Origin of the sequence: Campylobacter sp. BCW_6889 (assembly GCF_001762535.1) — a bacterium.
In the GTDB taxonomy this organism is placed as follows: domain Bacteria; phylum Campylobacterota; class Campylobacteria; order Campylobacterales; family Campylobacteraceae; genus Campylobacter_D; species Campylobacter_D jejuni.
Genome location: NZ_MJWZ01000029.1, coordinates 1 through 23,077, shown reverse-complemented (window position 1 = coordinate 23,077; position 23,077 = coordinate 1). Strand labels below are relative to the sequence as shown.

At 30.4% G+C, this 23,077-nt stretch carries 20 protein-coding genes, 1 tRNA gene and 1 pseudogene; 15 read left to right on the top strand and 7 right to left on the bottom strand.

Annotated features, from left to right (window positions below; genetic code table 11):
* Positions 1–1,047: pseudogene (gene capC, locus AJ939_RS02975) on the top strand (autotransporter adhesin CapC); the annotation flags it as partial.
* 142 nt (positions 1,048–1,189) lie between these two features.
* On the opposite strand, the gene AJ939_RS02970 reads toward capC, so the two are convergent.
* Entirely contained in the window at positions 1,190–3,274 is a 2,085-nt protein-coding gene (locus AJ939_RS02970; RefSeq protein ID WP_070276013.1) for an RNA degradosome polyphosphate kinase, read from the bottom strand.
* Between the two features lie 187 nt (positions 3,275–3,461).
* Between AJ939_RS02970 and nrfH the strand changes: the two genes are divergently transcribed.
* The 4 genes from nrfH (at position 3,462) to AJ939_RS02950 (ending at position 6,668) form a co-directional block, all read left to right on the top strand.
* Positions 3,462–3,977, top strand: coding sequence for a cytochrome c nitrite reductase small subunit (gene nrfH, locus AJ939_RS02965; protein WP_010891930.1), 516 nt, complete (start codon positions 3,462–3,464; stop codon positions 3,975–3,977).
* A gap of 14 nt (positions 3,978–3,991) precedes the next feature.
* Positions 3,992–5,824, top strand: a complete 1,833-nt coding sequence (locus tag AJ939_RS02960; protein WP_070240329.1) for an ammonia-forming cytochrome c nitrite reductase subunit c552 — start codon at positions 3,992–3,994, stop codon at positions 5,822–5,824.
* A gap of 136 nt (positions 5,825–5,960) precedes the next feature.
* On the top strand, positions 5,961–6,515 hold the full coding sequence (locus AJ939_RS02955) for a membrane protein (protein WP_002892921.1): 555 nt from the start codon (positions 5,961–5,963) through the stop codon (positions 6,513–6,515).
* Between the two features lie 63 nt (positions 6,516–6,578).
* A tRNA-Ser gene (locus tag AJ939_RS02950) sits at positions 6,579–6,668 on the top strand.
* Positions 6,669–6,740: 72 nt separating this feature from the next.
* Here AJ939_RS02950 and ceuB read toward each other — a convergent pair.
* From ceuB to AJ939_RS02920, 6 genes are all read right to left on the bottom strand, one after another.
* Positions 6,741–7,733: an enterochelin ABC transporter substrate-binding protein CeuB gene (gene ceuB / locus AJ939_RS02945; RefSeq protein ID WP_044778853.1), complete on the bottom strand. Its 993-nt coding sequence runs from the start codon at positions 7,731–7,733 to the stop codon at positions 6,741–6,743.
* 12 nt (positions 7,734–7,745) lie between these two features.
* Positions 7,746–8,501 carry an ABC transporter ATP-binding protein gene (locus tag AJ939_RS02940; RefSeq protein WP_044778852.1) on the bottom strand — a complete coding sequence of 252 codons (756 nt, stop codon included), beginning with the start codon at positions 8,499–8,501 and terminating at the stop codon, positions 7,746–7,748.
* Entirely contained in the window at positions 8,498–9,436 is a 939-nt protein-coding gene (locus tag AJ939_RS02935; RefSeq protein WP_044778851.1) for an iron chelate uptake ABC transporter family permease subunit, read from the bottom strand. Before AJ939_RS02935 ends, AJ939_RS02940 begins: the two co-directional genes overlap by 4 nt.
* Positions 9,429–10,397 (bottom strand): ABC transporter permease, encoded by a 969-nt coding sequence (locus tag AJ939_RS02930; RefSeq protein WP_070274159.1) that lies wholly within the window; start codon positions 10,395–10,397, stop codon positions 9,429–9,431. The genes AJ939_RS02935 and AJ939_RS02930 overlap by 8 nt, the downstream gene beginning before the upstream one ends.
* 85 nt (positions 10,398–10,482) lie before the next feature.
* On the bottom strand, positions 10,483–11,472 hold the full coding sequence (locus tag AJ939_RS02925; protein ID WP_070276014.1) for a phospholipase A: 990 nt from the start codon (positions 11,470–11,472) through the stop codon (positions 10,483–10,485).
* Positions 11,469–12,044 carry a molybdenum cofactor guanylyltransferase gene (locus AJ939_RS02920; RefSeq protein ID WP_002855734.1) on the bottom strand — a complete coding sequence of 192 codons (576 nt, stop codon included), beginning with the start codon at positions 12,042–12,044 and terminating at the stop codon, positions 11,469–11,471. Before AJ939_RS02920 ends, AJ939_RS02925 begins: the two co-directional genes overlap by 4 nt.
* Positions 12,045–12,105: 61 nt before the next feature.
* Here AJ939_RS02920 and AJ939_RS02915 point away from each other — a divergent pair, with 61 nt between their 5' ends.
* The 10 genes from AJ939_RS02915 to AJ939_RS02870 all read left to right on the top strand — a co-directional run.
* Positions 12,106–13,413 carry an NFACT RNA binding domain-containing protein gene (locus tag AJ939_RS02915; protein ID WP_070276015.1) on the top strand — a complete coding sequence of 436 codons (1,308 nt, stop codon included), beginning with the start codon at positions 12,106–12,108 and terminating at the stop codon, positions 13,411–13,413.
* Position 13,414: 1 nt separating this feature from the next.
* The gene (locus AJ939_RS02910; RefSeq protein WP_070209791.1) at positions 13,415–13,753 is read left to right on the top strand and encodes a hypothetical protein; all 339 of its coding nucleotides are present in this window, start codon (positions 13,415–13,417) and stop codon (positions 13,751–13,753) included.
* An 8-nt stretch (positions 13,754–13,761) separates the two neighbouring features.
* Positions 13,762–14,487 (top strand): phosphatidate cytidylyltransferase, encoded by a 726-nt coding sequence (locus AJ939_RS02905; RefSeq protein ID WP_070276016.1) that lies wholly within the window; start codon positions 13,762–13,764, stop codon positions 14,485–14,487.
* Positions 14,484–15,554, top strand: coding sequence for a 1-deoxy-D-xylulose-5-phosphate reductoisomerase (gene dxr, locus AJ939_RS02900; protein WP_070276017.1), 1,071 nt, complete (start codon positions 14,484–14,486; stop codon positions 15,552–15,554). Before AJ939_RS02905 ends, dxr begins: the two co-directional genes overlap by 4 nt.
* A gap of 1 nt (position 15,555) precedes the next feature.
* A complete protein-coding gene (locus tag AJ939_RS02895; protein WP_070276018.1) occupies positions 15,556–16,950 on the top strand; it encodes a M99 family carboxypeptidase catalytic domain-containing protein in 1,395 nt (464 codons plus the stop codon).
* Positions 16,947–17,954 carry a tRNA (adenosine(37)-N6)-threonylcarbamoyltransferase complex transferase subunit TsaD gene (tsaD, locus tag AJ939_RS02890; protein WP_070276019.1) on the top strand — a complete coding sequence of 336 codons (1,008 nt, stop codon included), beginning with the start codon at positions 16,947–16,949 and terminating at the stop codon, positions 17,952–17,954. The genes AJ939_RS02895 and tsaD overlap by 4 nt, the downstream gene beginning before the upstream one ends.
* The gene (locus AJ939_RS02885; protein WP_070276020.1) at positions 17,955–18,470 is read left to right on the top strand and encodes a type II secretion system protein; all 516 of its coding nucleotides are present in this window, start codon (positions 17,955–17,957) and stop codon (positions 18,468–18,470) included.
* Positions 18,470–19,711, top strand: coding sequence for a DUF2920 family protein (locus tag AJ939_RS02880; RefSeq protein ID WP_070276021.1), 1,242 nt, complete (start codon positions 18,470–18,472; stop codon positions 19,709–19,711). Before AJ939_RS02885 ends, AJ939_RS02880 begins: the two co-directional genes overlap by 1 nt.
* A gap of 9 nt (positions 19,712–19,720) precedes the next feature.
* A complete protein-coding gene (locus AJ939_RS02875; RefSeq protein ID WP_070276022.1) occupies positions 19,721–21,559 on the top strand; it encodes a motility associated factor glycosyltransferase family protein in 1,839 nt (612 codons plus the stop codon).
* A gap of 97 nt (positions 21,560–21,656) precedes the next feature.
* Positions 21,657–23,077, top strand: a 1,421-nt coding sequence (locus AJ939_RS02870) for a flagellin (RefSeq protein ID WP_070276023.1), incomplete at its 3' end; no start/stop codon positions are given.

The following is a 23,077-nucleotide window of genomic DNA, read 5'->3' as shown; positions in this document are numbered from 1 at the left end:
GGTGTAAAACTAGCCCTACAAATCAAAAAAGACACAGACAATACAGGTAAATCTGTATCCAATCTCAATTCAGCTTCTAGTGCAGTAAATACCACTATGAATATTTCTAATGATGTTTCTATAGGTTCTCGTGTAGCAATGCTAAACAATCCTTTTGGAACTTATGCTTCTAAAATGAATGGCCTTAAATTTGCTGCTTTAGATAGTGATATGAGACCAAGCTATGTAAATGAATATACCAATAGTATTTGGGCTAATGCTTTTGGTGGTGCTAACATTATCGATGGAGATAGTGGTGCAATGTATGGTGCTACCGTAGGGGTAGATAAACAAGCTAATGATAATGTTTTATGGGGTGCTTATTTTACTTATGCAAATGCTAAAATCAAAGACAATAATTTAGAACAAAAAAGCGATAACTTCCAATTAGGTATGTATTCTACTATCAATATAGCTCCACAATGGGAACTTAATCTTAAAGCTTATGCTCAAGTTTCTCCAACTAAACAAGACAATATTCAAACAGATGGTGCATATAACTCAGATTATACAAGCAAATTCTTAGGATTTAGTGCTAATGTAGGTCGTGTGTTTGACTTTAGTGATAATACTTTATTTATTAAACCTTTTGCAGGGATAAATTATTATTTTAGTTATACTCCATCTCATACAGAAAATGGTGCTATTGCTAAAGATATTGATTCTATGAAAAACAATTCTGTAAGTGTTGAAATGGGTGCTGAATTTAGAAAATATATGAATGAAAACTCTTATATTTTTGTAACTCCAAAAATAGAACAATTTGTTATCAATAGTGGTGATGATTACACAGCTAACCTAGCTGTAAATAATGCTTTCTTTACTAGCGTAGAAGCTAACAACAAGAAAAAAACATACGGACAAATTATCGTAGGGGGTAATGTAGATTTTACAAATCAACTCAGTATAAATCTTGGCTTTGGTGCTAAACAAATACTAGCAGGTAAAGTAGATAATAAAAATGAAACTTACTTAAGTGGTCAAGTAGGACTTAAGTATAAATTTTAATCTTAAAAATCATTTCTAAATCTTTTTATAGTTTAGAAATGATTGTTTATTTCTATGGGAAATCTCCTAAGGCTTTATCTTAAAGCCCTTTTTTTATAACAAACAAGTAAATAAGTCTTTAGAGTAAAAACCCTAAAAACTTTTAGTTTTCTTTGAAAAGTTTGGAAGCTAAGTGCGTTGCACGACTTTGATCTGTATCTTTTTTAAGTGTTTTATAAATTTTACTTACATATTCTTCTAAGGTTTGTTGAGAATCTATGGTTTTTTCAGAAGAAGGAATTTTTTCATACTCTCCAATGTTTTTAAGCTCATAAGCTAAAACATTATCGCTAAGTTGTAAGCGTAAAAATTGAGCTAATTTAGCTTTGCTTCTTTCATCATATATAGGAGTCATAAGTTCTAAGCGACGCTCTAAATTCCTTGGCATCCAATCTGCACTCGATATAAAATAATTTGGCTCACTATGTTTAAAATAAAATACTCTAGCATGTTCTAAGTATTTTCCTATGATGCTTCTAACGCGTATGTTTTTGCTGTATTCTTCATCAGGTTTTAAGCAACAAATTCCGCGTATGATAAGATCGATTTGTACTCCTTCCATGCTTGCTTCATAAAGCGCTTGTATGATATCACTATCCACAAGAGAGTTCATTTTAGCTACAATCACACCTTCATTTTTTTTGCTTGTTTCAGTGCGTATCATTTCTAAAACTTTTTCTTTGATTTGATTTGGACTCATTGAAAGAGTTTGAAGACGACGGTTTTTACTAAAGCCTGATAAGATATGAAAAAATTTTGTCGTATCTCTTGCAAATTCTACTTTGCTTGTAAAATAACTCACATCAGTATAAATTTTAGCACTGCTTGCATTGTAATTTCCTGTGCTTAAATGCATATAAAATTTAAGCTTATCCCCTTGTTTGCGTATGACTTGAGAAACCTTAGCGTGGACTTTAAAACCTGTAATGCCATAAATAACATGAGCTCCGGCATTTTCTAAAGCTTTCGCCCAATGAAGATTATTTTCTTCATCAAAACGTGCTTTTAATTCTACCATCACAGTTACTTGTTTTCCATCGCTTGCAGCATCAATTAAAGCTTGAACTATATTGGAATTTTTTTCAACTCTATAAAGTGTCATTCTTATGGAAATTACTTCAGGATCTTTGCTTGCTTCTTTGATAAACTTATAAACTGGATCAAAACTTTCAAAAGGTTGTATAATGAGTATATCTTCTTTTTCTACAGCATCAAAAATAGATAAATTCTCATCAAAAGGTGGTAAAGTTTTAGGCGTGTAAAGTGGGCTTAAAAGATGTGTAAAGGTTTTATTTCCTGCGATTTGCCAAAGGCTAGGGAGATTGAGTAAAATAGAATATTCATAAACATCTTTATGAAAAATTTTCATGTGAGTATTAAGAAATTCTACGATTTGTTCATCTGCATCTTTTTGAATTTGCAATCTTACAAAAGCTCCTTTTCTGCGAAGTTTTAAGCCTTGTTCTAAAATCATCATAAAATCATCAGCTTCTTCCTCTTCTATTACCATATCTGCATTTCTAGTCACTCTAAATGCTGCTGAAGCTAAGAGTTTATAGCCTGGAAAAATTTCTTCTGCGTGTTGATGGACTATACTTTCTATAGGAACATAAATATTTGCACTTACTTCATAAAAACGAGGTAAAACTCTTGGAATTCTAATCATTCCAAATTTTACAAGTTCAGGATGCGCTTTATCGCAAATTTTAACCGCTAGTGAAAAAGATAAGTTGTTTAAATGCGGAAAAGGGTGAGTAGCATCAACAGCTATTGGAACAATAACAGGAAAAATATTAGAGAAAAAATACTCATCACATTTTTGTTTTAAATTTTCATCTAAATTCTCATAATGTTTTATGAAAAGATTTTCTTTTTCTAATTCACTTGTGATTTCATTAAAATAACGCTCCAAAAGCTCTTTTTCTTGGTGTAAGTATTTGCGTATGGCTTTTAATTGTTGTAACGGGGTCATTTCATCGCTACTGCTTGCATTAACTCCAGCTGAAAAAAGTTGTTTTAAGCCTGCGACGCGTATCATATAAAATTCATCTAAATTAGTGCAATATATAGCTATAAATTTTAATTTTTCTAACAAGGGTAAATTTTTAGAACATTGGTCTAAAACACGAGAATTAAAGCGAAGCCAAGAAAGTTCGCGATTGATAAACATATCAGGACTTGTTTGCATTAATTTTTCCTTTTTTAGTTGTATTTTATCATTTATTTTGAAATTATTGAATAAAAGTTTTAAATTTTTTAGGTTAATTAAGAGTAAATATATCTTTAAAATTATATTAAATTCATCTATGTTAGAATCACAAAATTTATTTCTGGGAAATTCTGTGACATTGTTGTTTCATTGAAGATTTTAAGAAATGATAATTTTAAGGAGGAAAATTTTGAAGAAAACTTCGAATCTTTTTACTATTTTTCTTGTTTTGCTTTTTGTTTTCTTTGCGGTTGGGTTTTATACTTTTTATAACGCTAAGGGCACATCTTATTTAAGCAATGCAAGCGAATCTTGTAATAACTGCCATATTATGAATGAAGTTTATAATGAATACATGGCAGGGCCGCACTCTCAAAAAGTCAAAGGCGAACCTAGGGCAACTTGCGTGGATTGCCATTTGCCACATAATTTTGTAGCTAAGTGGATAGCTAAAGCTCAAAGTGGTTTAGGGCATGCTTATGCTTTTACTTTTAAACTTGATGAGTTGCCTACAAATTTGAGTGCGACTGAAAAAAGCAGAAAAATGGTGCAAGAAAACTGCATACGCTGTCATGCAGATTTTGCTCAAACAGCTATCAATGCTACAACAAATCCACATGCAGACAAGTCATTAAATTGTGCTTCTTGTCATAAAGATGTTGGACATAAACACGGAATTTAATAAGGAGAAGATGAATGAAAAAAAATATTTTACGCTTGGGTATTGTTGTTTTGGTTTTACTTATAGCGGGAGTTTTATGGCTAAATAATGATATCAATCAAAAAAAAGAAGATGAAGCAAATAAAAATGCCATTGCAGCAAATGCTGATTTTTCTTTGCTTAGTGATGATGATCCAAATTTTGAAAAATGGGGTAAGGTTTTTCCAGAGCAGCTAAAAATGTATTTAACAGTTGAAAAAGAAGAGCCTAAAGCTACTGAATTTGGTGGTAATTTAGCTTATTCAAAATTGATTCGCTTTCCTCAATTAACCATACTTTGGGCAGGATATCCTTTTAGTCTTGATTTCAATGAAGAAAGAGGGCATTTTTGGGTTCAAGTAGATCAAATGAAAACAGCAAGAAACAACAAAGATTTTCTTAATGCTCACGGCCTTGCTGCTTTTAAAGGCCAGCCCGCAGCTTGTATGAATTGTCATAGTGGATGGACTCCATGGCTTATAAAAAATGTTGCTAAAGGGGATTTTACTGCTTTTAATTCTACAAATTATTGGACTATGATTAAAAATATCCCAGCTGTTGATGGTATAGTAGAAAATTCACCTGAACATGCAGGCCCACATGGTGGTAAAAGAATGGGCGTAACTTGTGCAGATTGTCACAATCCAAATGATATGAGTTTAAGACTTACTCGTCCAGCAGCTATTAATGCTTTAGTTTCTAGGGGATATGAAAAAGATCCGGTACAAGGCGTAAAAGCTACAAGGGAAGAAATGAGAACTTTAGTTTGCTCTCAATGCCATGTTGAATACTATTTTAAACCAACAGGGGAAAAAGTAAAAGTAATGGGTGAAACTATTGTAGATGATAGTTCTAAAAAATGGTGGAATGGAACTCAGAAAAATTATGATGAGTATGAATTTTGGAGAGATGGAAATAAAGCTAAAGAGATTGAAACCGATGGTATAGTTTTAACTTTTCCTTGGAGTGAGTGGAAAAAAGGACAACCATTTAGAATTGAAATGCTAGATGATTATTATGATAAAATTCGTGGAGTATTTGGAGCTGATTTTACTCATAAATTAACAGGGGCACAAATTATTAAAATTCAACACCCAGAAAGTGAACTTTATAGTGGCGGTGTGCATGCTGCAAATGGAGTAAGTTGCGTGGATTGTCATATGCCTTATGTTAGAGAAGGGGCTAAAAAGGTTACTCAACACAATATCACTTCTCCTTTAAGAGATATTAACTCTGCTTGTAAGTCTTGTCATAAACAAAGCGAAGATTATTTAAAAGCTCAAGTACTTGACATACAAAATAGCGTTGCACATGATCAAAGAACTGCAGAGTACGCAATTGTTAGTTTGATTATGGATACTAAAAAACTACGCGATGAATTAGGCAATATGGAAAAATTCCAAAGCGATGGAAAAGCTGATGCGAAAAAAATTAGCGAAGAACTAAAAGAAGTTTTAGAACTTCATCGTAAAGCCCAAATGAGAGCGGATTTTGTTAATGCTGAAAACTCAACTGGTTTCCATAATCCTCGCGAAGCTTCAAGAATGTTATTGCAAGCTGTTGATATGGCAAGAATGGGACAAACTAAACTTGTAGAAATTGCGACAGCAAACGGAATTAAAGATTTTAAAACTTCAAATTTAGGTTTTGAAGATATTCAAAAATTTAATCCAGGAGAGCTTTACTATAAAGTAGATGTTAATGGCCATAAAGCTGGAGAGCGTTACTATGCAGATGAAAAAGATGTTAATGGTAATCCTCCAAAAGAACTTTTAGAGCATGATAAAGAGCTTGTTCCTTATAATTATCAAGTGATTGATAAAAAATAATTCTTAAGCCCTATAAATCATAGGGCTTTTTCTTTTATTTGTTTTAAAAAATATAAACTTTTTATTTGAAGTTCACTTTTACTTCACTTTGTTTTGTCAAAATATCACAAATTTTGATAATCAAAAAGGATTTAAAATGATCAATAAAAATAAATTGTTTAGACAGGTTCATATCTATCTTAGTTTGTTCTTCTTGCCTTGCGCCTTGCTTTTTGCTTTAACAGGTATAGCGTATATTTTTGGTATTAATCAAGATGTGGGTTTGAAAGTTGAGCAGTATCAATTGTCAAAAGTTATAGAAAGTGGTAAAGAAAGAGAAGCCTTAATAGAGTACTTAAAAACAAATGGTTTAAAAGTGCCATCTAATACAGATATCATTAAAAGTAAAGATAAAGGCATAACAATAGGCGGAACTCATTATAGTGCTAATATAACTCAAAATTCTACTAATGAATACAACATTACCTTAAAAACAAGATCTTTACTTGGAGATATGATTATGCTTCATAAAGATAAGGGTGCTTGGTATTTTTCTGTGCTTAGCGTAGGCTTTGGTATTACTTTATTTATGCTTTATATTTCAGGGCTTATGATTACTTTGTTTGCAAATAAAAAAGATAGAAGTAAACAATTTGCAGTTCTTGGAGTAGGGGTTGTTGTAACTTTGCTTTTGGCTTATCTTAGCCTTTGATTTTTCCTAGCTTTTTAAGCTAGGTATTATTTATTTTTTTGTATAATCATACTTTACTTTATTGGACAGATGGGTGAGTGGCTGAAACCACACCCCTGCTAAGGGTGCAGATCTTAACGGGTCTCGAGGGTTCAAATCCCTCTCTGTCCGCCACTAAAACTTTCTTGAAAATTCCAAGTATTTTATTAAGTATTAAAGCAAGAGACTAGCTCTTGCGAGATTGTATTATTTTACAGCGTTTTTGATTTCTAAAATCATAGTTTTTAAAGACTCTAGTCCATTTCCACTTGCTAAATACCAGTATTCTGGATCAAGATAGATGATTTTTTTGTTTTGTGCTGCTTTGGTTTTAGCAACAAGCGCATTATCGAGTATGCCTTGAGCGCGTTCTTTGTTGCCTACAATGATATTTCTATCAACAACAAAAATATAATCAGGATTTTTTTCTAGTATAAATTCAGAATTGATACTTTTGCCGTGTGTGCCTACTTTTATATTCTCATCTACTGCGTTAATCCCTAAAACATCGTGAATAATCCCAAAGCGAGATTGAGGGCCAAAGGCTGAAATTTTGTTAGAATTTGTAAGAACGATAAGAGCTTTTTTATCTTCATTAACTATGCTTTTGGCTTTTTCAATTTCATTTTTAATATCTGAAATTTTTTCCAAAGCTTCTTTTTCTAAACCATAAAGTTTTGCAACGCTTAAAACATTATTTTCAAAAGAGCTTAAAAAATTTGCATTATCAAGACCTACAAATAAAGTTGGAGCTATTTCTTTTAACTTATCATAAAATTTACTTTGGCGTCCAGAAATAATGATAAGATCAGGTTTTAAAGCATTAATGGCTTCAAAATCAACTTGTTGCACTCCGCCTACACTAGGTTTGTTTTTAAATTGTTGTAGGTATTTTGGTAAATTTTTAGCAGGAACGCCTGCGACTTTATCGTTTAATTTTAAAGCATCAAAAGTATCTAAAATTCCAAGATCTAAGATCACTACCTTAGAAGGATTTTTAGGGATTTTATTTTCTCCTAGGCTATCCTTCACTAAAAAACTATCACCCTCATCACTCATGCTAATAGGCAAAACTTTCACTGTAGCAGTGTTGGTTTTTGTTGTAGAACTTGCGTTGTTTTCGTTTGAGTTTGAATTACAAGCTGTTAAGATTAGACTTAAAAAAAATGCAAAAAATGCAAAAACTAAAGATTTTTTCATATTTTCTCCTTTTTAAAAATAAATACAAATTTTCTTACCATCAATTTGACTTACGGGTATATCCATATCATAAATTTGTTTTAAATTTTCTTGATTGATGATTTCATCTTTTGAACCTTGTTTTAAAAGCTTCCCATCTTTTAAGGCTATGATTTCATCAGAATAAATCGAAGCAAAATTAATATCATGTAATACAACAGCTATACTTTTGTTAAAGTCTTTGACTAAATTTTTCATTAGTTGCATGATTTGTACACTATGCTTCATATCAAGATTGTTTAAAGGTTCATCAAACATTATAAATTCAGTATCTTGAGCGATGATCATGGCTATAAAAGCTCTTTGTTTTTGTCCGCCACTTAATGTATCTAAAAATTCATTTCTTAAGTTGCTAAGTCCCATATATTCTAAAGCTTCATTGATTTTGATTTTATCGTTTGCATTAAGTCTTCCTTGAGAATGCGGAAAACGCCCAAAAGCGACTAATTCTTCAACTTTTAATCTTAAATTGATATTGTTTTGTTGTTTGAGAATGGAAATTTTTTGTGCTAAGATTTGCTCTTTATAGTCTTTTAAATTTACTCCATCAATATAAATTTCTCCACTACTAGGTTTTATCAAACGACTCGCTAGAGCTAAAAGAGTGGATTTTCCAGCGCCATTGGCTCCTATTATAGAAGTGATTTTGCCTTTATGAAAATCAAGGCTAAGATTTGAAATAATGGCTTTATTATCATAAAATTTGGTGATATTTTTTAGTTTAATCATAATTTATTACCCTTTAATACAAGATAGATAAAATATATCCCACCTAAGAAATTAATAACCACGCTTATAGTGGCATTATAATCAAAAACTCTAGAGACAAAAAACACCCCTCCAAGCAAAGCTAAAATGCTAATGAGTATGCAAGCACTTAGTAAAATACTATGCTTTGCAGTTTTAAATAGCTCATAAGTGATATTTACCACCAAAAGCCCCAAAAAGGTTATAGGACCTACAAGTGCGGTGCTAATAGAAGTTAAAATAGCTATGATAATCATCAATTGTTTTGAAATTTTTTGATAATTTATCCCTAAATTTATCGCTAAATCTTTGCCTAAATTTAAAGGATCTAAAAATTTCATATAGCGAAAAATCCATATAAAACTTAAAAAGCTAATGATATAAGCAAGAATTAAAACATCAAAAGCAATATTATCAAAACTAGCAAACATTCTTCCTTGTATTACCATGAATTCATCAGGGTCGATTAATACTTCAAAAAAAGAGCTTAAAGTGCTAAAAAGTGTTCCAAAAACTAAGCCTAAAAGCATTATAAGATAAATACTTCTATCGCTACTAAATAAAATTTTATAAAGTCCTAGCGAAAAAACCACCATACAAACCAGAGTGATTAAAAAATTGATATCGTTTTTATAAACACTTAAATTAGCTGCACCAAAAGAAAAGATAAGAGCACTTTGAAGTAACATATATAAAGAATCCAATCCTATGATGGCAGGGGTTAGAATTTTGTTATTGCATAAAGTTTGAAAAACCACTGTTGAAACAGCGATACAAATAGCTACTATGATAATAGCTGCAATTTGTAAAAAACGACTTTTTAAGGCATACTCATCAAAGCCATTTAAACCCACAAGTATAAAAATCCCTATCATACCAAGTGTTAAAAAGCTTAAAATCAGCATTTTTTTACGCATAAACTTTCCTTTTTAGCAAAAGAAAGATAAAGATTAAAGATCCTAAAACACCTGTAGTGATACTTAAAGGCATTTCAAAAGGAAAGATGACAAGTCTTGAAATGATATCGCAAACAAGTAAAAACAAAGCTCCACAAAGTGCTATATAGATGAGATTTTTTCTAAGATTATCACCTAGATAAAGAGCTACTAAATTTGGGATAATTAGCCCTAAAAAAGGGATAATCCCAACGCTTACAATCACTAAACTAGTGATAATGCTTACAATCATCAAGCCTAAAAATAATATACCATTATAAGAAATTCCAAGATTTAAAGCTATATCTTCGCCCATGCCAACTATGGTGATTTTATGAGCTAAAAAATAAGCAAGTATAAAAAGTGGTAAAGAAATGTAGAGCAATTCATAATTTCCCTGCATAACATTTGCCATACTGCCTTGTAACCAGCCTTGGATATTTTGTATATAATTTAAAGCATAGGCAAAAAAAGTGGTTATAGCACTAATAATGCCTCCAAACATCAAGCCTATCAAAGGTACAAAAATCACATCTTTGAGTTTGATTTTTCTTAAAATTTGGATAAATATAAAAGAACCCAAAAGCGCAAATACAGATGCAATGATAGCTTGAGTGAAAAAAGACGCTCCAGCAAAAAATATTAAAGAAACAAGTATGCCAAATTTAGCACAATCCATAGTTCCTGCTGTAGTTGGGGAAACGAATTTATTTTGCGTGAGTTGTTGCATGATAAGTCCGCATATACTAAGACTCATTCCCGTGAGTAAAATCGCTATAAGTCTAGGAATTCTTGTGAGAGTTATGATTTCTAATTGAGTGGAGTTAAGATTAAGAATATCTTTTACATTGATACTGATAACTCCTATAAATAAACTTATCATTCCAAAGAATAAAAGTAAAGCTATAAGCACTTTTAAACTCAATATATGCTTAAAAAACAAATCTTTCCTTATAGTAATAATAATTATCAAAAATGAAATTGTAATGAAATTTGTTTTAAGAAATGATAAAACTACAAAGGATATTTTAGTAAGAAATCAAAAATCCAGTGGAAAGTCTTTGCAAGTGTTTGTTATAGTCTATAAGGCTTTCTCCGTAGCCATTAAAGTATTGTAAATACCAATAAATTCCGTTATTAAAAATATCATATCCTAGATCAACTTGTATAGCGCCTTTGTTATTGCGGAATTTAAGATTGTTTCTTAGCATAAGATTGATAAAATAATCATCGCCTAAATACGCTAAATTCACATCAAAATTTCCCATATAATGCAAGATGGCAGGATTATCATCATCTTTTTTGCTTTCAGGAATTCTATACCAAAGGCGTGGAACAAATAAAAATTTATTATATAAAATAGCTGTAGATACATAAATTCTATTCCATGAGCGAGATTGCAAATTCTCATCTCCCTTGCCATTGCTTTCATGTAATATACCTACGCGTAGGTTGTTAAAAAATTCATAATCTTTAAGATACAAAGGAAAATCTATAAAAAATTCTGGTTGATAGTTGGTTTCTCTAAAAGGAGAAGAATGCTCATAAATTTGCCACCAAGAAGTTTGGGTATAGGCTATATAATATTTTTCATCTAGTCCTAGTAAATTTTCAAAAAGTCTTTTTTTAATGCTAAGTTGAAATTTAGCTTCACTTTTATTGTGATTTTCTTCCAGAGAGTTAAAACTATAAGCCAAAGGTAGAAAATAATTCATTTTATAAGCACTAATGCCAAGAGGGTTAAAGTATTCATCTTCTTCAAGATAATTTGCCAAGGCAAGACGAGCAAAATCTTGTCTTTCTTCTTTGGCTGCAATAATAGATTTTTCATTTTGAGTAGTTTGTTTAGTTTTATTTTGTTCTTGAGAAATTAAAACAGGTGAATTTTTTAAAGCGAGTTTTTTGTAAATTTCCATAGCTTTTTTATAATCGCCTTGTTTTTCATACTCTAAAGCTTGTTGCAAATCACTAGCCCATATAAGAACACATAAGCTTAAAAATAAAGCAATTTTTCTCATTTTAACTCACTTTTAAATTTTTCATATTCTTCATAAAAATTAAGATTTAAAAAAGCATCTTCATCTTCAAATTCCACAAATTTGGTTTTAATCTCAGAAAATAAAAGTCCTATTTTTTGTTCATTTTTTTCTAAGAAATTTTTACAAGTTTGAGCTAAAGAGCTGTGATAAAAGCCGCACAAGGGATGTTTATGTAAAGGAGTTTTGGCTATGATTATTTTATAGTTTTGCTCTAAAAAAGGAAGCATTTTTAAAAGCTCATTTTCACCTACTTTAGGACTATCTACACTTAAAACAAAAACAAATTCATTTTTAAAATTTGAAAGTATAGAGTAAAGCGCAAGCATAGGAGAGTAAACTTCAAATTCTAAAGAATCTTTTATCAAGCTAAAATGGTTTTCAAATTTGTCTTCTTTTGCGCTCACATAGACATTTTTAAAAATTTTAGAAAATTTATTTACTTGAAATTGAGTTAAATTTTGATTTTTAAGAATCAATTTGCTTTTATCTTGTCCCATACGACTAGATTTACCACCACATAAAATCACGCAATTTAGCTCATTAAGCTGCACAAATTTCCTTTTTTAGTTTAATTCTACCACAAATTCGCTAAAATATTTTATAATTTCTTTTATGAAATACACAGAACTTTTACAATTGCAAACTTTTTTTTCTCAGTTTAAAAAAATCGATTTTATCAAGCGTATCAATGACAATATTTTGGAATTAAGCTTTGATAAAGAAAGATTTATTTTTGATCTCACTCGTGCAATGAGTGCGATTTATACAGCTAAATTTAATGCAAAAAATTATAATGCACCTTTTGATTTTATGCTTAAAAAGTATTTTAGCAATGCTTTTATAAAGGAAGTTAAAGTTCTTGAAGGCAATCGTATTTTATGTTTTAGTGTAAAAGCTAATAAGGCTTATAAAAGCTATGAGAGCAAGATTTATTTTGAATTTACGGGTAAAAATACCAATGTTATTCTTACAGATGAAAAAGATTTGATCATAGAGGCTTTAAGGCACATTGATAAAAGCTATCGTGTAGTAAAACCTAATGTGATTTTAGAGCCTTTAAAGCCTTATAAAATGGATGAAAGTTTTGAGGAAATTAAAGACTTTGCAGATTATTTTTCTCGCAAATTTACAAGCATTTATGAGAGTAAAATCAAACAAATAAAAAATTTAAAACTTGCACAAGTGGATAAAAAAATACAAAATTTACAAGAACTTTTTTCTAGTTTAGATGAAGAAAATTCTTTACTCTTAAAAGCTTTAGAATACAGAAAAAGGGCTGATGTATTGTTTGCAAATTTGAGTGTTTTAAAAGATTATGAAAGGGAATTTAAGCTTGATGATTTTGAAGGCAAAGAGCTTGAATTTAAGCTTGAATTTAGTCCTAAGCAAAGTGCTAATTTATACTATAAAAATGCCAAAAAATTAGAACAAAAAGCTAAAAATTTAAACATACAAAGGCAAAATTTAAAAGAAAAGTTAGATTTTACCTTGAGTTTAAAAGAATTATTGCTTCAAGCTAAGAGTGAGATAGAGCTTGAAATTTTACTACCTAAAAAAAATAGCAAAAAAAATCAAGATCATAAACAAGAAGATCTTGTGGCAAATTTTTATTTTAATGAGTTTAAAATTTGCGTGGGTAAAAATGAAAAAGGCAATGAATTTTTACTTAAAAATGCTAAAAAAGATGATTTGTGGCTTCATGTAAGGGATATTCCTAGTGCGCATACTTTGATTGTATCAAACAAGCAAAAAATCAGCCTTGATGTGATAGAATTTGCTGCAAGGCTTTGTGTAAGCTTTTCTAAGTTAAAGAAAGGTTCGTATTGGGTCGATTATACCTTAAAAAATTTTGTTAAGGTTCAGCAAAAGGCGTTTGTAAATTATACAAATTTTAAAAGTATTAATATCACGAAGGATTAAAATGCCAGTTAGCCCATTAGGAAATGTCAATTATATAAATCAAAATATGGCTTATCCAGCTACACAAGCAAGCAATGAGCTTGCAAAAGAAGGTTTTGCAGCTACGCTAAATATGGCTGAATTTAATGAAAAAGAAAAAACTTTAAACAAGCTTGAAAAAGTCAATGAGACTCATGAAATCAAAGAAGAGATCAAAGAGAAAGCCGAACAAGAAGAAAAAAAGAAAAAACACAATCAAGAGGCTAAAACTAGCAATGATGAGAAAAATGAAGAAGATGAGTCTAAAGATCCAAATTTTAAAGACGCACAAAGCATTCATCGCTTAGATATTAGTATATAAGGAAAAATATGTTTAATACAACTAGAATTATTTCAGCTCTTGTGATGATAGGGGCTATTATTATTATCGCGTTGATTGATCAATTTTTTATCAATTTTATCGTTTTTGCGGTTTTATTGTATTTATCTTTTAGTGAAGCAAAAAAACTTTTTGCTTTAGAAAATATTTCTATTATCCCTTTGGCTATAGCTTTTATTTTGGGAAGTTTATCGCATAAAGCTTTGCTTTTTGGGATTTTAGCTTTGTTATTAGTTGTTGGATATTTGGTTTATAAAAAGGCTTCCTTAAAACCAGCTCTTATTTATATTTATCCTAGTTTGCCTATTTTAGCACTTTGGCAAGTGTATTTAGATCAGGGTATGTTTGCGCTTTTTTGGCTTATCATTATCGTTACAGCTTGTGATAGTGGGGCGTATTTTATCGGAAAACTTATAGGTAAAACTCCTTTTTCTCCAACAAGTCCAAACAAAACCTTAGAAGGTGTTATAGGCGGCTTGATTTGTGCGAGTGTTATTGGAACTATTTTGGGAGTTTTTGTTTATAGTTTTTGGCTTTCTTTGTTTTGTTCGTTTTTTGTAGCGATTTTTGCAGTGATTGGAGATTTGCTTGAGAGTTATTTTAAAAGAGAAACAGGCGTAAAAGATAGTGGAGATCTTATCCCTGGTCATGGGGGTGTGCTTGATAGGATCGATGCGGTGATCATTGCTGCTTTTGTGATGGTTGCTCTTTTATGATACTTTTTGGAAGTACGGGTAGTATAGGAGTAAATGCTCTTAAACTTGCTGCTTTAAAAAACATTCGTATTTCTGCTTTAGCTTGTGGAGATAACATCGCTCTTTTAAATGAACAAATCGCAAGGTTTAAGCCTAAATTTGTTGCCATAAAAGATTCAAAAAATAAGCATTTAGTTAAACACGATAGAGTTTTTATAGGGCAAGAAGGTTTAGAGCGAATTTTAACAGAATGCCAAGACAAACTTTTGCTCAATGCCATTGTAGGTTTTGCAGGACTTAAAAGCACTTTAAAGGCTAAAGAACTTGGCAAAAACATAGCCTTAGCTAACAAAGAAAGTCTTGTGGTGGCTGGGAGTTTTTTAAAAGGGGCTAAATTTTTACCCGTTGATAGTGAGCATGCGGCTTTAAAATTTTTACTCGAAGGTAAAAAAAATATAGCAAAACTTTATATCACAGCAAGTGGTGGAGCTTTTTATAAGTACAAAATCAAAGATTTAAATCAAGTTAGTGTCAAAGATGCTTTAAAACATCCTAATTGGAACATGGGAGCAAAGATCACTATAGATAGTGCGACTATGGCAAATAAGCTTTTTGAGATTATAGAGGCTTATCATTTATATGATTTTAAAGAAATTGATGCTTTAATAGAACCAAGATCTTTAGTGCATGCAATGTGTGAATTTAAAAATGGAGCTAGCACGGCGTATTTTTCAAAAGCAGATATGAAATTAGCTATTTCAGATGCTATATTTGAAAAACAAGATACGCCTATTTTAGAGGCTGTTGATTTTAGCAAAATGCCTGCTTTAAAATTTCATCCGATCAGCACAAAAAAATATCCTATTTTTAAGCTTAAAAATACATTTTTAAAAGAGCCAAATTTAGGTGTTATCATCAATGCTGCTAATGAAGTTGGTGTTTATAATTTTTTAGAAAATAAAAGTAGATTTTTAGACATTGCTAAATACATTTTTAAAGCTCTTGATCACTTTGGAGTACCTAAAATTTCAAGCATAGAAGAAGTTTTTGAGTATGATTTTAAAACAAGAGAGTATTTAAGGAGTTAAAATGAAATTTTTTTTAACAATTTTATTTTTTATAACAAGTATTTTTGCTTTAGAACTAGACTTTAGCGTAGGAGAAAATGGAAAAAGTCTAGATGATAATAATACGGTTTTGATCTTTGGTGGAATTCAAGGCGATGAGCCTGGTGGATTTCATGCAGCAAGTTTGCTTTTGAGTGATTATAATATCACTAAGGGTAAGATTATAGTGGCTCCAAATTTAGCTTTTGATAGCATTATCAAGCGTTCTCGTGGGAATAATGGGGATTTAAACCGTAAATTTGCAAGCATTAGCCCAAAGGATCCTGATTATAAGAGAGTTCAACGCATTAAAGAGCTTATTTTACTTCCTGAAGTTAGTATGGTGATCAATCTTCACGATGGTTGGGGTTTTTATAAACCTACTTATATCGATGCGATGCAAAATCCTAAGCGTTGGGGAAATTCAAGTGTGATTGACACAAGCGAAATCAATGCAAGCAAATACCCTGATCTTGAAAATATCGCTACTCAAACCGTAAATAGCGTCAATTCTTCACTTGCTGATCCAAAGCATGCTTATCATCTTAAAAACACCAAAACCCAAGAGCTTGGTGATACGGAAATGCTTAAAGCTTTAACTTATTTTGTGATTTCAAATCACAAAGCTGCTTTTGCAAATGAAGCGAGTAAAAATCTGCCTGTAAATTTAAGAGCTTATTATCATCTTTTGGCAATTGAAAATTATCTAAAAACCGCAGGAATTGAATTTAGCAGAGATTTTGAACTTACCCCACAAGGGGTTGATAAAGCCATAAATAAAGAGCTTGAAGTGAAACTTTTTGATGATAGAATTTTACTTTCTTTAAAAAATCCAAGAAAGGTTATCAACTATGTGCCTTTTCCGGTAAATAAAGAGTTAAATTATAATACAAGCAATGAACTTACCGCTGTTATCGCAGAAGGAAATTCTTTTTATATCCAGTATGGCAATCGTTTTCAAACAAGATTATACCCTGAGTATTTAGAATTTAGCGATGCTTTTAATGAAGTAACTTTTCAAGTTGATGGTAATGAAACCACAGCTTCTTTTGGAAGCAAGGTAAAAGTAAAAGAGAATTTTCTTATTCCAAAGATAGCTAATGTACGCGTAAATATCATAGGTTTTGATCATGGAAAAGATGAAAGCGGTGTTTTAGTTCATAAAAAAAATATGCAAACACAATACTCTTTAGATATGGCAGGTAAAATTTATAGAGTGGAATTTTATGAGTTAAGAGGGGTAAATTTGCAACAACTTTTAGAGGCAAATACCAATAGCAAGTTGATCAAAAATGCTAAAAATTTGGATTTAAACACTCTTAAAATGGCAAGATCAAAAGATAAATTCTTAGGTTCTATTTTAGTGGAATTTGAATGAAAAATCTTATCTTAGCTATAGAAAGTTCTTGCGATGATAGTTCTATAGCTATCATTGATAAAAATACCTTAGAGTGTAAATTTCATAAAAAAATTTCCCAAGAATTAGATCATAGTATCTATGGGGGAGTGGTGCCTGAACTTGCTGCAAGACTTCATAGCGAAGCTTTGCCAAAGATACTTAAGCAATGCAAAGAGCATTTTAAAAATCTTTGTGCCATAGCTGTGACAAATGAACCTGGGCTTAGCGTTTCTTTGCTCAGTGGAATTTCCATGGCAAAAACCTTAGCAAGTGCTCTAAATTTACCCTTAATCCCTATAAATCATCTTAAAGGTCATATTTATAGTCTTTTTTTAGAAGAAAAAATTTCTTTAGATATGGGAATTTTGCTTGTTAGTGGTGGGCATACTATGGTGCTTTATCTTAAAGATGATGCAAACTTAGAGCTTTTAGCAAGCACAAATGATGATAGCTTTGGAGAAAGTTTTGATAAAGTGGCTAAAATGATGAATTTAGGTTATCCTGGTGGGGTCATCATAGAAAATTTAGCAAAAAATGCCAAACTTAAAAATATCTCTTTTAATATACCTTTAAAACATTCTAAAGAACTTGCTTATAGTTTTTCAGGGCTTAAAAATGCAGTGCGTTTAGAAATTTTAAAACATGAAAATTTAAGTGATGATATAAAAGCAGAAATAGCCTATGCCTTCGAAAATACGGCTTGTGATCATATCATGGATAAATTAGAAAAAATTTTTAATCTTTATAAATTTAAAAATTTTGGCGTTGTAGGTGGAGCTAGTGCAAACCTTAATTTGCGTTCGCGTTTGCAAAATTTATGTCAAAAATATAATGCAAATTTAAAACTAGCTCCTTTAAAATTCTGCTCTGATAATGCTTTGATGATAGCAAGAGCTGCAGTTGATGCTTATGAAAAAAAGGAATTTGTAACCATAGAAGAAGATATTTTAAGCCCTAAAAATAAAAATTTTTCAAGGATATAGATGAGAAAAGCTTTTACTATATTAGAACTTGTTTTTGTGATCGTTATTTTGGGAATTTTAGCTGCTATTGCTTTACCAAAAATGAGTTCAAGCAAGGATGAAGCTGAAGTTAGCAAGTCTTTAAACAACCTTAAAACTTTGATCAATGATATAAGCATTTATGCTTTAAAAAATGATCATTTAAGCTCTATGAAAACGATGAGTAATGTAAGTGGGGTTGAAAATGTCGATCTTAGTAATTTTAACGGTACAAAAGAAGTAAATTTTCGTGTAGGCGATGATAAAGAATGCTTAAAACTTGTTTTTATAAATAAAGCTGATTTTATGCTCATGGGAATTTCAAGCAATGAGGCAAGTAAAAATGCTATCATCAACGCAGCCAATCAGGCTCATGAAGATTTAGAAAATATAGACTTTACAAGCTCTTCTAGTAATAAAGCTTGTGTGATTTTAAGTAAGAATGAAAATTTTAAAAACCTAGCGAGCAAAACTTATCTTTTAATAGGGGGAATGTAATGATAGTGAGTAAAACTTATGAGATTGACTCTTGTGATGATGTAGAACTTGGTATAAAAAGAGAATCAAAGCTTGAATTTAAGCTTTGGTATGATGATGAAAAAACACCCAAAGCTTTGGTGTTTGTGGTGCAAGGTATGGGTGATGATATATCATCGATCCAATATGTTGGTGATTATATGGTAAGACAATTTAATACTGCTGTAGTTGGAGTAAATTATCATTGTATTGGTAATCGTCCTCAAACTGGATCAACTTTTTATTTAGATGATATAGACAAGCTTATTTTAAAAGTAAGTTGTGAAGTTGCGGATATCAAGCTTCCTTATGATGTTGATAAAATTCAAGACTATGAACAAATGAGTGAAATTTTTCATTTTGTAAATAATCAAATAGTTGAAGGTAAACAAAAAGGTAATTTTACACCAAATTATTTTTTAAATTTACATGTAAGTTTGCAACCTACAAAAAATGAATATCAAAATTTTGGAATCATGCAAGCTCAAGATCTTTTAAATGTTGCACTTTATCTTAAAAAACATGCTCCTTTTGATACTATGGGGGGGGGTATACCCGTTATTATGATAGGTAGTTCTCACGGGGGATATTTAGCACATTTGGCAGCTAAAATTGCACCTTGGCTAATAGATGGAGTGTTGGATAATTCTGCATATGCTAAGTTTTTATGGAGAGTTGTAGGTTTTGGAAAGGAAATAGATTTTATGCAGTATAGCGAATTTGCTACTTTTGATTTTTTTCATCATATTAAAACACATTGTTCGACAAAAACTTTTTGGACAAGTAATTCTTCATCGCCTCGCTTTTTTTCTCCCGCAAGAAGAAAAATTCGAAATCTTTTAGAAGAAGATCATCTTTTAGAACAATCAAAATGTTTAAAAACTTGCTTTATAAGTTATCATTCATTATATGATGAGTATGTTTCTTTAAAAGAAAAAACCATACTTTATGAAGAGCTTGAAAAACTTGGCTTTGATGCAACTTTGCATTCTATTACTAAAGAATCTCAAGTTGATGGAAAATTTATTAAAAACTTAAATCATGGCATGGGAATTCCAGTAAAACTTTTGATTAAGAAAGAACTTCCTTTAATGCTAGAAAAAATAAAACAAAATTCAAAAAAAGATTGTAAAGAAAAATGTATCTCTTATCCTTGTGAGGATTTGTTGTATCAATTTAGCGAAAAAGATGACAAAATATCACTCAAAATAGATAAAATTTAAGGAAAGCTAATGACCATACTAGAAAAAAACATACAAGCTTTATTAAGTGGAGTAAATGAACCCTTAGGAAATAAACTTTTAAATTTCATACAAAATAAAACTTGTTCTTGTTTTAATATAGATGAAAATTTAAATATCTATGATAAAACTCATAATGTTTTCATGTATGAAAACTTAGAAGAAGAATTAAATTTTTTCTATCAAAGTATTTTAGAAAAAACTCCTAGATATCCTTTTGTATGTATTTATGGTATAGGCAATGCTTTACTGATTAAAAATTTAGCTAAACACTATAAACATCTTTTTGTATTTGAAAGTGAAATAGAACTTTTTATCTTAGCTTTAAGTATGCTGGATTTGAGTGAAGAGCTTTGTAGTGGAAAAATTTATCTGGTGGATGTTAAGGAAGAGAAAGTTAATATACAGCTTAGTATACTTTTTGATCAAAAAGATATGTTTGGATATTTAAGTTTGTATGAAATGTTTATTAATTGCTCTTATTATGAGAAGTATTTTATAGAGGAGATTAAAAAAATAGATCGTGTAATTAATGATAATATGAATCTTGTTATTAGAAATTTAGACCCAGAATGTAAATTATCATTAATTTGCTATGATAATTTTATACAAAATATTCCTTTAATGTTAAAAAGTATTCCTTTTCAAAGAATTATTCAAGAAAGAAAAAATCAATTTGAAAATTGTATAGTGGTTTGTGCTGGACCTAGTCTTGAAAAACAAATTCCACTTTTAAAAAAATACCAAGAAAATTTTGTGATTTTTTGTGCCGATGGGGCTTTTCCTTTGCTTTATAAAAATGATATAATTCCTGATTATGTCTTAAATTTAGATTATGAAGAACATCCAATTGAATTTTTTAAAAATATTGATATCAATAAATTAGAAAAAACTTTATTTATTTTAGGTCAAAATACTTTTCCAAGTATTATTAATTTTTTAAAATCAAAAAATCTTTCAGTATGTATTGTCTTGAATCAAAATTTTAATGATTATAGATTTATTTTTCATGATTTCGGTTATTTAGATATTGGAACTCATGTAGGGCATATGTGTTATACCTTAGCTTTAACTTTAGGATTTAAAAATATTATTATAATAGGTCAAGATTTAGCTTATAGCAAAGAAGGTAATTCGCATTTTAGTGATTTTGCGCTGGGTGAGAATATTGATCATATCTTAAATATTCCCAGTTTAAAAACTCTAGCTTATGGTGGAGTTGGAGAAGTGATGACTCATATTGGATGGGATGATTATAGAAAAAAATTGGAATTTCTCTTTTCTAATTATATTTATATTAATTTTTATAATGCTACCGAAGGTGGAGCTAGGATAGCTTTCACAAAAGAGCTCAGTTTTAAGGAATGTTGTCTAAAATTTGCCAATGAAAAGAAAAAAATACTAGAAATTCCAAAAACTTTCACTTTAAATAGAAGTAATAAATTATTAAACAAAATTTTAGAATATTTTGATAAAAATTTAAAAATTATAAATTTAGTTTTAGAAGATGCTCAATTTTTATACAATGCCCTAGATAAAATTTTAATTAAGCAAGAAAAATTACCCTTAAAAATTTTGTACAATTTTAATGAAACTATGGAAGATTTTATTACTTCTATAAATGAAAAATTGTGTTTTTTTGAGAGAATTCAAAAAGGATTATTATCTTATAAAGAATTTGAACTTAGCCAAATTATTGCACAAAAAATTAAAAAAGATGAGGAATATTTCATTTTAATTTTTATAGCTTATAAAAAATGGTTAATTTTTTTTATTGAAAAAATAGAAATTGAAAAAGGAATTTTGCAAAAATTAGTAAAAAATTTTTAATTTTTTATAATATTAAGTATAATTATTTTAAAAAAATAAACGATATAGTATTTAACAAGTTCATGGATGAGCTTGAATTTATTTAAAAGGATTTAAAATGGGATTTCGTATTAACACAAATGTCGCAGCATTAAATGCAAAAGCAAATTCAGATCTAAATGCCAAAAGTTTAGACAGTTCATTAGCAAGACTTAGCTCAGGTCTTAGAATTAACTCCGCAGCAGATGATGCTTCAGGGATGGCTATTGCAGATAGCTTAAGATCTCAAGCAAATACTCTAGGTCAAGCTATATCAAATGGTAATGATGCTTTGGGTATCTTACAAACTGCTGATAAGGCTATGGATGAGCAGCTTAAAATTTTAGATACTATTAAAACTAAAGCAACTCAGGCAGCTCAAGATGGTCAAAGCTTAAAAACAAGAACCATGCTTCAAGCAGATATAAACAAACTCATGGAAGAACTTGATAATATCGCCAATACTACTTCATTTAACGGTAAACAGCTTTTAAGTGGTGGTTTTACCAATCAAGAATTTCAAATTGGTTCAAGCTCAAATCAAACTGTTAAGGCAACTATAGGAGCAACTCAGTCTTCAAAGATCGGTGTGACAAGATTTGAAACAGGTTCTCAAAGTGTGAGTTCAGGTGTAGTAGGACTTACTATTAAAAACTATAATGGTATTGAAGATTTTAAATTTCAAGATGTTGTGATTTCAACTTCAGTAGGAACAGGTCTTGGAGCTTTGGCTGAAGAGATTAATAAAAATGCAGATAAAACAGGAGTTAGAGCAACTTATGATGTAAGAACTATAGGGGCTTATGCTATAAAAGCAGGTTCAACTTCATCTGATTTTGCTATCAATGGAGTAACCATAGGTAAAATTGATTACAAAGATGGAGATCAAAGTGGTCAATTAGTTTCTGCTATCAATGCAGTTAAAGATACTACTGGAGTTCAAGCTTCTCAGGATGAAAATGGTCGTTTGGTTTTAACTTCAGCTGATGGTAGAGGCATAAAAATCACAGGAGAAATTGGAGCTGGATCTGGTATTTTAGGAACTCAAAAAGAAAATTATGGAAGATTGTCTTTAGTTAAAAATGATGGTAGAGATATCAACATAAGCGGAACTAATCTTAGTGTAGTAGGTATGGGTAAAACCGATCTTATTTCTCAAACTTCGGTATCTTTAAGAGAATCTAAAGGTCAAATTGATGCCAATACAGCTGATGCTATGGGTTTTAACGCTTACAATGGTGGTGGAAAACAAATTGTTGTTGGATACAAATCAGCAAGTGCTTATATGAGTGATGGAAATGGCTTTTCTAAAGGTTCTGGATTTTCAATAGGTTCAGGTAAGAATATGTCAACAGCTTTAGCTGGTTCTATGGTATTTATTTCAGCAATGTCAACAGCTAGTGGGTATTATAATGTTTCAGCAGGATCAGGTTTTTCGGATGGTTCGGGACAATCTCAGTTTGCTACTTTGAAAATTTCAGCAGGCAATAGTGCTGGGGT

What these genes read in the sequence shown, in the direction of transcription:
- AJ939_RS02970 (WP_070276013.1), bottom strand. Translation starts at nt 3,274, where the DNA reads ATGCAAACAAGTCCTGATATGTTTATCAATCGCGAACTTTCTTGGCTT.
- nrfH (WP_010891930.1), top strand. Translation starts at nt 3,462, where the DNA reads ATGATAATTTTAAGGAGGAAAATTTTGAAGAAAACTTCGAATCTTTTT.
- AJ939_RS02960 (WP_070240329.1), top strand. Translation starts at nt 3,992, where the DNA reads ATGAAAAAAAATATTTTACGCTTGGGTATTGTTGTTTTGGTTTTACTT.
- AJ939_RS02955 (WP_002892921.1), top strand. Translation starts at nt 5,961, where the DNA reads ATGATCAATAAAAATAAATTGTTTAGACAGGTTCATATCTATCTTAGT.
- ceuB (WP_044778853.1), bottom strand. Translation starts at nt 7,733, where the DNA reads ATGAAAAAATCTTTAGTTTTTGCATTTTTTGCATTTTTTTTAAGTCTA.
- AJ939_RS02940 (WP_044778852.1), bottom strand. Translation starts at nt 8,501, where the DNA reads ATGATTAAACTAAAAAATATCACCAAATTTTATGATAATAAAGCCATT.
- AJ939_RS02935 (WP_044778851.1), bottom strand. Translation starts at nt 9,436, where the DNA reads ATGCGTAAAAAAATGCTGATTTTAAGCTTTTTAACACTTGGTATGATA.
- AJ939_RS02925 (WP_070276014.1), bottom strand. Translation starts at nt 11,472, where the DNA reads ATGAGAAAAATTGCTTTATTTTTAAGCTTATGTGTTCTTATATGGGCT.
- AJ939_RS02915 (WP_070276015.1), top strand. Translation starts at nt 12,106, where the DNA reads ATGAAATACACAGAACTTTTACAATTGCAAACTTTTTTTTCTCAGTTT.
- AJ939_RS02910 (WP_070209791.1), top strand. Translation starts at nt 13,415, where the DNA reads ATGCCAGTTAGCCCATTAGGAAATGTCAATTATATAAATCAAAATATG.
- AJ939_RS02905 (WP_070276016.1), top strand. Translation starts at nt 13,762, where the DNA reads ATGTTTAATACAACTAGAATTATTTCAGCTCTTGTGATGATAGGGGCT.
- dxr (WP_070276017.1), top strand. Translation starts at nt 14,484, where the DNA reads ATGATACTTTTTGGAAGTACGGGTAGTATAGGAGTAAATGCTCTTAAA.
- AJ939_RS02895 (WP_070276018.1), top strand. Translation starts at nt 15,556, where the DNA reads ATGAAATTTTTTTTAACAATTTTATTTTTTATAACAAGTATTTTTGCT.
- tsaD (WP_070276019.1), top strand. Translation starts at nt 16,947, where the DNA reads ATGAAAAATCTTATCTTAGCTATAGAAAGTTCTTGCGATGATAGTTCT.
- AJ939_RS02885 (WP_070276020.1), top strand. Translation starts at nt 17,955, where the DNA reads ATGAGAAAAGCTTTTACTATATTAGAACTTGTTTTTGTGATCGTTATT.
- AJ939_RS02880 (WP_070276021.1), top strand. Translation starts at nt 18,470, where the DNA reads ATGATAGTGAGTAAAACTTATGAGATTGACTCTTGTGATGATGTAGAA.
- AJ939_RS02875 (WP_070276022.1), top strand. Translation starts at nt 19,721, where the DNA reads ATGACCATACTAGAAAAAAACATACAAGCTTTATTAAGTGGAGTAAAT.